The organism is Rhodopirellula sp. JB055 (assembly GCF_043100905.1).
In the GTDB taxonomy this organism is placed as follows: domain Bacteria; phylum Planctomycetota; class Planctomycetia; order Pirellulales; family Pirellulaceae; genus Rhodopirellula.
In genome coordinates this window covers 1-8,682 of sequence record NZ_JBICHO010000315.1, presented here as the reverse complement: position 1 = coordinate 8,682, position 8,682 = coordinate 1, and the positions used below count along the sequence as shown (strand labels likewise).

The window sequence follows — 8,682 nt, the reverse complement described above, 5'->3', positions numbered from 1 at the left end:
TTGATCCGGTGATCGGTCAACCGATTTTGAGGGAAGTTGTAGGTTCGGATGCGTTGGCTTCGGTCGCCGGATCCGATCAGGCCTTTGCGAGCTTCGGCTTGCTTGGCGGCTTCCTCTTCTCGTTTCTTTTCGTAGATACGGGCTTTCAAGACGCGAAGGGCTTTGGCCAGGTTCTTGTGCTGGCTTTTTTCGTCTTGGCACTGCACGACGATGCCAGTTTCGTGGTGCGTCAACCGCACCGCGGAATCGGTTTTGTTGACGTGCTGACCGCCTGGGCCGGAGGCACCGAAGAAGTCTTTGCGGTAGTCGTCTGGTTTCAGATCGATTTCCACGTCTTCGGGTTCGGGCATCACCGCAACGGTGGCGGCGGAGGTGTGCACGCGGCCTTGCGTTTCCGTTTCGGGAACGCGTTGGACACGGTGGCCGCCGGATTCGTATTGGAGGTCGCGGAAGACGTTGTCGCCTTCGAGCGTTAGGGTGATGTCTTTGAAGCCGCCCATTTCCGTCGGGCTGGCGTCCATCACCTCTGTTTTCCAGCCCACTTTTTCGGCGTAGCGGGTGTACATCTCGAACAGATCGCGAGCGAAGAGCGCGGCTTCATCGCCACCGGTGCCGGCGCGGATTTCCATCACGCACCGTGTGCGGTGAGAGTCTTCCCCGCCAACAGTCAGCGACAGCAGGTCTTCCCAGATGGTTTCACGCTCCTTGCGCAGCGTGTCCATCTCGGCCTCTGCCATTTCACGTTCGTCCGAATCCTCGGCATCCGCGACCATTTCCACACACTGATGGATTTCGTCCGTCAGGCGTTTGAAGGTTCGGTACTGATTGGCCAAACGGTTCAGTCCGCCATGTTCCCGTGCCGTGGCGCTCATGCGAGCGCCATCGGAGAGGACATCCGGGTCGGACATGTCGCTTTCGAGTTTCTCGAAGCGAGCCAGTTTTTCCTCGAGGATATCGCGGATGGATCCGCTCATTTGGTGGCTTTCTTAGCCTTTTTCTTTTGCAGCGATCCGTAGGTGCCAGCAGCGAATTTCTTCTGGAACTTGTCGATTCGCCCTGCGGTGTCGACGTATTTCAGTTTGCCGGTGTAGAACGGGTGGCACTCGCTGCAAATGTCGATTTTCAGCTCGGGACGCGTGCTGCGGGTGGTGAAAGTGTTGCCGCAACCGCAGGTGACGGATGTTTCTTGGTAGTTGGGGTGAATGCCGTCTTGCATGACGTTCAAACTCGAGCCAATGAGGGTGTTACGACGGTGGATTTCGACAGAACCGTCGGTCAAGTGATTTCGCTGTCGGTCGAATCCCAGATGTTACGTTAAACCAGGTGGTTTGTTCAAGGGCGAGGTTCTCAAACCTCGCACAATCCGCTACTCGCGGGCGTGGTTTCCAGGTGGCAGCCAAGCGAGGGGGAGGGGTTTTAACGGTTTGATAATGCGAGCCGGTCGCATTAGAGTCCCTGCCTTCGCTTTCCAAAGCTAGCCAGCCATTGAAAAGCACGGTGATGCCCTGAGTTCCGAGTTGGGCCCTGAGGAAAATTCCTCGAGTGATTTCGAACTCGGATTTTCGTGAGCACCTCTTGGATTGCTCCTTCATCGGCCGTGAGTTCTCGCCAGCCATGCTTGTTCTCTAACGAAATCCTATTTTCGGGACAATTGCATGTATTCGTGCGCGCCGTCGGTACTTTCTGGCTTGAAATCGTCTCCCCGTGTGGCACGTGCGGGTTTCACTTTGGTGGAGCTGTTGGTGGTGATTGCCATCATTGGCGTCTTGGTCGGTCTGCTTTTGCCGGCTGTGCAATCGGCCAGGGAAGCGGCTCGTCGGATGAGTTGTGGCAACAACCTGAAACAAATTTCTCTGGCCATCCATAATTACGAGTCGGCCTACAAAAAGCTGCCACCGGCTTGGACCAACCCTGGCCAAGGTTCGGGGTGGTCGATGCAGGCTCGGATCCTTCCATTTCTCGAGGAAGCCGCTTTGTCGGACGGAGTCGACTTCAGCCGCGATTACGGAGAATCCTATCTGACAATCGATGGTGTTCAGGTCCCCACGTCGTCCTTTCGCGTCGCGGCCTATCAATGTCCTAGCGACCCACGGGATAGCCCGCGTTTCGGATCGTCCGGTCCAAAGTATTACAAGCTGAACTATGCCAGCAACGAAGGGGTTTGGTTCGTGCTGGACGAAGCCACGAATGAGGTGGGCGATGGAATGTTCGTTCCTGGACGCTACCTCGGTTTTCGCGATTGCTTGGACGGAACCAGCAACACGCTGGCGCTGGCGGAAGTCAAAGGTTGGACTCCGTATGCTCGCGACGCGAAGCAAACGGGAACGATGGCGATGCCGGTCAACACGGACGAAATCTGTGCTCTGGGTGGTGATTTCAAAACCGAGACGGGGCACACCGAATGGATTGATGGCCGTGTTCACCAAGCGGGCGTCACGACGGTCTTTTCACCGAACAAGAAAGTGCTGTGTGAGATCTCCGGTGTGGAATACGACATTGACTTCACGAACATGCGGGAGGGCAAGTCGCCTCCGGCAGGTGTTCGCACTTACGCCGCAGTCACTTCGCGAAGTTATCACCAGGGTGGTGTTCATGTGTCGTTGCTAGATGGTTCCGTTCGCTTCATCACCGATTCGGTTGAACTTGAACTTTGGCAGTCGATGTCGACACGAGCGGGGCACGAGGTCATTCAGATTCCGTGAGCGGCGCCAATGGAATCTCGACGGGCATCACTAGTCTCGAGTCGAAGGCCAGGTAGGCCACATTGGCGAGATTCCGATGAATTTGAGGATGCAAACAGTTTGGCGAATTCCACCGTACGCATCACGTTCACTCAGAACGGATATTCGACAATCGCAACGGTAGCTTGGTACGTGGTTTCGTTCGTTCTTGAACCTGCTTCTTCATCAGGGCGGAATCTGGACCTGTATTTGTCTGCAAGGGGAAATCAGTGACAGGGCCGCCTGCGGGAGGTCGTGTTTGTACCTCTTGGACTAGCAAGCAGGATATCATGTTGTGGTCATACGATTACATATTTCCTTTGAGGGAGACGTTTGCGAGCGACTGAAATGAAAGGTTGTCGGATTCGTCCAGTCCAACTGGATGAGGCCGGAATAGTGTTCTGATCTGCGCCACAAGGTGTGCCGGAACAGCTTGCCTCGATGAATCGATCGATTCGTTTGGTGCAGGGAGTTTCGTCTTGGGGCTGATTTGATCCGAGGAAGTGGGTTTTGCCTGCCGATGCGTGATCGAGTGCTAGGGTTGAGCGGACAACTGGAAAATGCCTGACCGGTTCGTCAGAAGTGTGCCCGGCAACTTTTTTGCGGAGCACACGATGGTCTCGAAGGACCACGGCAACCGAATCAGGCCAGCGACTCAAGGAGCGATCTCTACATGCTGATGCGACAACCGTGCCCCGATCTTCAGTTCGCCTACTCCCCGCCATTCGGAGCGACGCTCACGGAGAAGGGAGTGCAGTTTTCGGTCTTCAGCCGTTCCGCAACCGAAATGCGGTTGCTGCTGTACAACAAGGTGACCGATCGCGAACCAGCTCAAATCATCGACTTTGATCGGGGAACCGATCGTTGGGGGGATGTTTGGAGCTTGCACGTACCAGGCCTCGAAGCAGGTCAACTTTATCACTTCCAAGCCAGCGGGCCCTGGGAACCTGAAAACGGTCACCGGTTCGATTCGACGGCTCGGTTGATCGACCCTTACGCGCAAGCGTTGGCGGGAACTTATCAAAAGCAAACCGATGGTGTTGTGCGTCCACCGAAGTGTGTGGTCGTCGACAGTTCGTTTGACTGGGAAGGCGATCGTCACGTTCGCCGTGACGTCAGCGAATCTGTCATTTATGAAATGCACGTTCGTGGATTCACCAAGAGCAAGACCGCCAAGGTCAAGGCTCCTGGCAGTTACCTCGGTGTGATTGAAAAGATCCCATACCTGAAATCATTGGGCGTCACTTCGGTGGAGTTGATGCCGGTGCATGAGTTCCCCATTCGGGACCCGCAAGGCAAAAAGCTTTCGCGGCCGAACTACTGGGGCTACGACCCGATGGCGTTTTTCGCTCCACACCGTGGTTATGCGCACGACTCGACGCCGGGGGCTCAGGTCAACGAGTTCAAACAAATGGTCAAAGCCCTGCACGCCGCGGGGATCGAAGTCATTCTGGATGTGGTCTTCAATCACACCTGCGAAGGCAACGAACAAGGCCCAACGCTGTCGTTCAAAGGACTTGAAAACCAAGTTTATTACATCCTTTCGGAAGGCCAGCATTACTGCAACTACAGCGGTTGCGGCAACACGATCAACGGGAACCACCCGGTTGTTCGCGAGATGATCTTCCACTGTTTGCGACACTGGGTCCACAACTATCACATCGATGGTTTTCGATTCGACCTTGCGAGCATCTTGAGTCGCGACCGGAACGGGAACCTGATTCCCAACCCACCCATGGTGGAACTGATCGCGGAAGATCCGATGTTGGCAGACACCAAGATCATCGCAGAAGCCTGGGATGCAGCCGGTGCTTACCAAGTTGGTAGCTTCGGTAATCACCGCTGGGCGGAATGGAACGGTCGATACCGTGACGACGTGCGAGGTTTCTGGCGCGGGGATGCGGGAACGCTGGGCCCGATGGCAACTCGTTTGGCCGGCAGTAGCGATCTGTATCAGCACGCTGGGCGTCCGCCGTCCTGCAGTGTGAACTTGGTGACCACGCACGATGGTTTCACCATGAACGATTTGGTTTCGTACAAAGACAAGCACAACGAAGCCAACGGCGAAGACAACAACGACGGCGACAACCACAACATCAGTGACAACTATGGTGTGGAAGGGCCGACGCGAAAGAAGGCGATCAGCACGATTCGCAGTCAGCAAGTTCGCAACATGTTGGCGACGTTGTTGACCAGTCAAGGCGTGCCGATGATCGTCAGTGGCGACGAAGCTCGCCGGACACAAAAGGGCAACAACAACGCCTACTGCCAAGACAATGACATTTCATGGTTCGATTGGCGCCTCGTCGAAAAGAACGCGGACTTGGTTCGTTTCGTCAGTGCGTTGATTGAGTTCCGCAAGAACCAACCGACGATTCGTCGCCGGGAATATTTGACCGGGCAACCGGTGGATGGTCGGAAGGTGCCGGACGTGTCGTGGTACGGTCCATCGGGTGACCCGTTGAACTGGGATCAAGGCGAGTTGGCAATGGCGGCATACATTGCTGCTCCCAGCCGAATCGATGATCCAGAAGGTTTGGGACGCGACGTGATCCTGATGTTCAATAGCACCGGCGATCATCGCGATTTCCATTTCCCTGAGATCGCTCGTGGCACGCAATGGAATTTGTTCGTCGACACTGCGGCACCGTCGCCAAATGACATTTATCCCGATGTCGATGGGCCGATGCCTCCGAACAACCGAGTCGTGGAAGTTGGGCGTCACTCGATGCGGATTTACGTTTGCAACGCAGCACCCAAGTAGTCTGCGTTTGGACTTGAATTCAATCTGATTCCGCCTTCCGCGTTGCTTTGTCGGGAAGGCGGATCGCCCGGTCGTTCGCCGACTGCTCTTCTCATTCAATCTTTTCGATGGCTTCTCAACGATCCGCGGCGGGTGAAAACTCGTCGCGGATCGCTTCGTTTGTGGCTGTTCGGCTATCATCAGGGCATGCAGCCAACGCTTTTCTTGATGATTTTCTTCGTGGCGAAACCAACGCCGCCGACAAAACCTCGCCTCCACTTTGTGGGCTGGTGTTTGGGGGTGCTGCTGCTTGGTGGTTGGATGGGGTGCAAGCCATCGACGCCTCCTCCGTCCGTTGCTTCCGACGGCGATCCGATGTCGGCGGTGGAACAACCGGTGAGTCTGCGAGACCAGGTGGCTCAGCATGTTCAGCGTGGGCAACGGAAGAAGGCCGTCGAGGCCCTGGATGAATTGATCGCAACGGAGCCGTCCGATGCGTTGTCGCTCGGATCGCAAGCCGCCAGTTTGGCTTACGAGGCGGGCGATCCAGTTGATGCATTGCGCCGACTCCGAGAATTGATTCAGGATCATCCGCAGAATGTTGAGTTGCGACGAGACTACGCCGGTTTGCTGGCTCAGCGGGGGTACCGATTTGATGCCAACGAACAATATCGATTGCTGGCCGGACGTGTTGGTTTGAGTCCACCGGAATTGATCGGTTTGATCTACCCGCATCGGCCTCAGGTCAATTTTGAATCCAAGCCGGATATCAAAGACCGAGACGCGGTGGATCGCAAAGGAGTGCTGAGCGTTGTCGCCGCGCTCCGCAGTCGTGGCGATTTGCAGGAAGCCATCGATGTGTTGGCGACCAGTGACGAAGTCCAACGCAATGATCCATCCGCCCTGGCAATGCTCGGTTGGTTGTACGCCGCAGCTCAACAGGAAGACAACTGGACGGATTGGGCGACCAGTGGCGACGTCGCACGCGTCCGTCGCTACCCCGCCTATTGGCTCGCGTGGGGAACCGCGCTGCGAGACGGAATGTTGATTCCTGCCGAGACGGAGGCCTCACGCGAAATCCGTGATCCAACCGAGTTTGCTGTTCGTTGTTTTTTAGAAGCGATCCGTCGTGAACCGCACAGCCAGGTCGCGTGGGACAGCCTGGCGGCTTCGCTCGATGTTTTGAAAGCGAAGGCAAAGAAGGAGTCCGATGCGGAGAATCATCGCCGTATCGAAGGGGCTCGCGAACGCGTCAGCGAACGATTGCTGGAACTCGACGAGACTCAGTGGCTGGCGAATCAAATCTGGAATTCACAAAGCAATCCCCTGTCTCGTGCAGAGCAAACGGAGATGTTCGAGCGTTTGACGGGCATGCTGCAACAGCAAGGCTGTCTCGGGGAGGCGTTGAGCTGGCAATTGTTGATGGCCTCGATGCAGCCAGCTGGTGATTGGAAAGAGCTTCGGCAAACCATGCAGTCGACGTTGACGAAATTCCCCGAGGGCATCGATGAAGCTGAGTTGTTGGTGGGATTGGAGGTGGATCAATTCGCTGATCAAAGCACGGCCTGGATCATTGCGTTGAAACAGCGATCTCAAAGTGAGTTGCCGTGGACGGAACAGACTCCGGTGCAGATCGATGCCGCGAGGGCTCGGTTGGTCAACGTTGCGCCGGAGTTCGGAATGGATTTTCAGTGGACCAATGCCATCGACCCGGTGGAGTCCGAGTTTCGCTTGCACGAACCTTTGGGCGGCGGCGTGGCGTGCTTGGACCTGGATGCGGATGGACGGGTGGATTTGTATTTCAACCAAGCCGCCGGTGAAGCGACCGCTCATTCTGGTGTCAAACCCAACGCGTTGTTTCGTCAGTTGAATGGTGCGTTTGTTGACGTGGTGGCGCCATCCAATAGCGATGATCGCGGTTATGGGCACGGCGTGACATCGGGCGATTGGAACCAGGATGGATGGCCGGATTTGTTACTGGCCAACTTTGACGAAAATGTTTTGTTGCTCAATCAAGCCGATGGGACGTTTCAAAAACGGCTGGTTTCCGATTTGGACGCCAGTTCCACCGCAGCGACCGAAGCGTTCACTTTGTCGGCCGCCATCGCGGATGTGACCGGTGATCATTTGCCGGATTTGGTTTCCATTGAGTACATCGATGATCCCGAGGTGCTGAAACCAATACAGCGAAAACCGGATGGTTCTCCTGTGAAGTTGCCCGGTCCATTGCACTATCATCCGGCCTTGAGCGAAGTGTTGGTTTCGGATGGCAAAGGGGCCGGGATGTCATTGCCTTTGGGCGGTGAAGGGGACGGCCCGAGCACCGGGATGGGAGTGGTCATCGCGGACTTGGACTCGCAACCGGGGAATGAAATCTTCGTTTCCAATGACCAGCGAGCCAACCACCTTTGGTTTCGTATTGCAGGCAAAGATGGAACGTCCGCATGGGGGAATCAAGCGGCCCTTCGGGGCGTTGCGGTTGGCCCGGGAGGCGACATGAACGCTTGCATGGGGATCGCGATGGCGGACTTCAACCGAGATCAGAAACTGGATTTGCACGTCAGTAATTTCTACGACGAATGGGCCAATCACTTTTGTCAAACCGGCGCAGGAATGTTTGTCGATCGCGCGGTCGTGTTCGGAGTGGATCGGCTGACGGCACGCATGACGGGGTTCGGTGTCCAAGCGTTGGATTACGACAACAATGGCTGGGAGGATTTGTTGGTCGCCAACGGACATGTGGAAGATCTGACGGACCGCGGAACGCCGTTCGAGATGAAGACGCAGTTGTTGGTCAATCGCGGTCAGCGATTTGATGCGGCAGAAATGGATGATCCCAACGGCGATTGGGAACGAGCACGACTCGGTCGCGGTGTGGCAACGTGTGACTTCAACCGCGACGGTCGATTGGATGCAGTGGTCACCTATGTGAATGCCGCGGCGGAACTCTTGCGGAACGAAACCGAGTCGGTCGGCAACGTTTTGCAGCTACGGTTGATCGGCACACAATCCGAGATTCGCAGCGAACGGTCCCAACAACGTTTCCGTTTGGGAGGCAAGCCCATCGCGATCAGTGTGTTGGGGATGCCCAACGCTGCTTCGATTGCTCAGACCAACGCGATTGCGAACCGGATCGGCACGCCTCCCACCGAAACGTTTGCTTGGCAACCGATGTGGCGTGAGGTTGCCGACGCGATGGCAGACGCTCCATCGGCCATC

5 protein-coding genes are annotated in these 8,682 nt (G+C 56.1%); 3 read left to right on the top strand and 2 right to left on the bottom strand.

The genetic code is table 11. From position 1 onward, the window contains the following. Together prfA and rpmE are read right to left on the bottom strand one after the other, a co-directional pair. Nucleotides 1–974, bottom strand: a 974-nt coding sequence (prfA, locus tag ACF8AM_RS12415) for a peptide chain release factor 1 (protein WP_392555936.1), incomplete at its 3' end; no start/stop codon positions are given. Beyond that, nucleotides 971–1,216, bottom strand: a complete 246-nt coding sequence (gene rpmE / locus ACF8AM_RS12410; RefSeq protein ID WP_007328932.1) for a 50S ribosomal protein L31 — start codon at nt 1,214–1,216, stop codon at nt 971–973. The genes prfA and rpmE, both read right to left, overlap by 4 nt. Nucleotides 1,217–1,655: 439 nt before the next feature. On the opposite strand from rpmE, the gene ACF8AM_RS12405 reads away from it, so the two are divergent. From ACF8AM_RS12405 to ACF8AM_RS12395, 3 genes are all read left to right on the top strand, one after another. Further along, on the top strand, nt 1,656–2,702 hold the full coding sequence (locus tag ACF8AM_RS12405) for a DUF1559 domain-containing protein (protein WP_392555935.1): 1,047 nt from the start codon (nt 1,656–1,658) through the stop codon (nt 2,700–2,702). Nucleotides 2,703–3,471: 769 nt separating this feature from the next. Next, nucleotides 3,472–5,484 (top strand): glycogen debranching protein GlgX, encoded by a 2,013-nt coding sequence (gene glgX, locus ACF8AM_RS12400; RefSeq protein WP_392555934.1) that lies wholly within the window; start codon nt 3,472–3,474, stop codon nt 5,482–5,484. A gap of 132 nt (nt 5,485–5,616) precedes the next feature. Continuing rightward, nucleotides 5,617–8,682 (top strand): FG-GAP-like repeat-containing protein (locus ACF8AM_RS12395; protein WP_392555933.1); only part of this gene is annotated, 3,066 nt, incomplete at its 3' end.

Excerpts from the sequence above, each read along its gene's own strand:
- ACF8AM_RS12405 (WP_392555935.1), top strand. The coding sequence starts at position 1,656 with ATGTATTCGTGCGCGCCGTCGGTACTTTCTGGCTTGAAATCGTCTCCC.
- rpmE (WP_007328932.1), bottom strand. The coding sequence starts at position 1,216 with ATGCAAGACGGCATTCACCCCAACTACCAAGAAACATCCGTCACCTGC.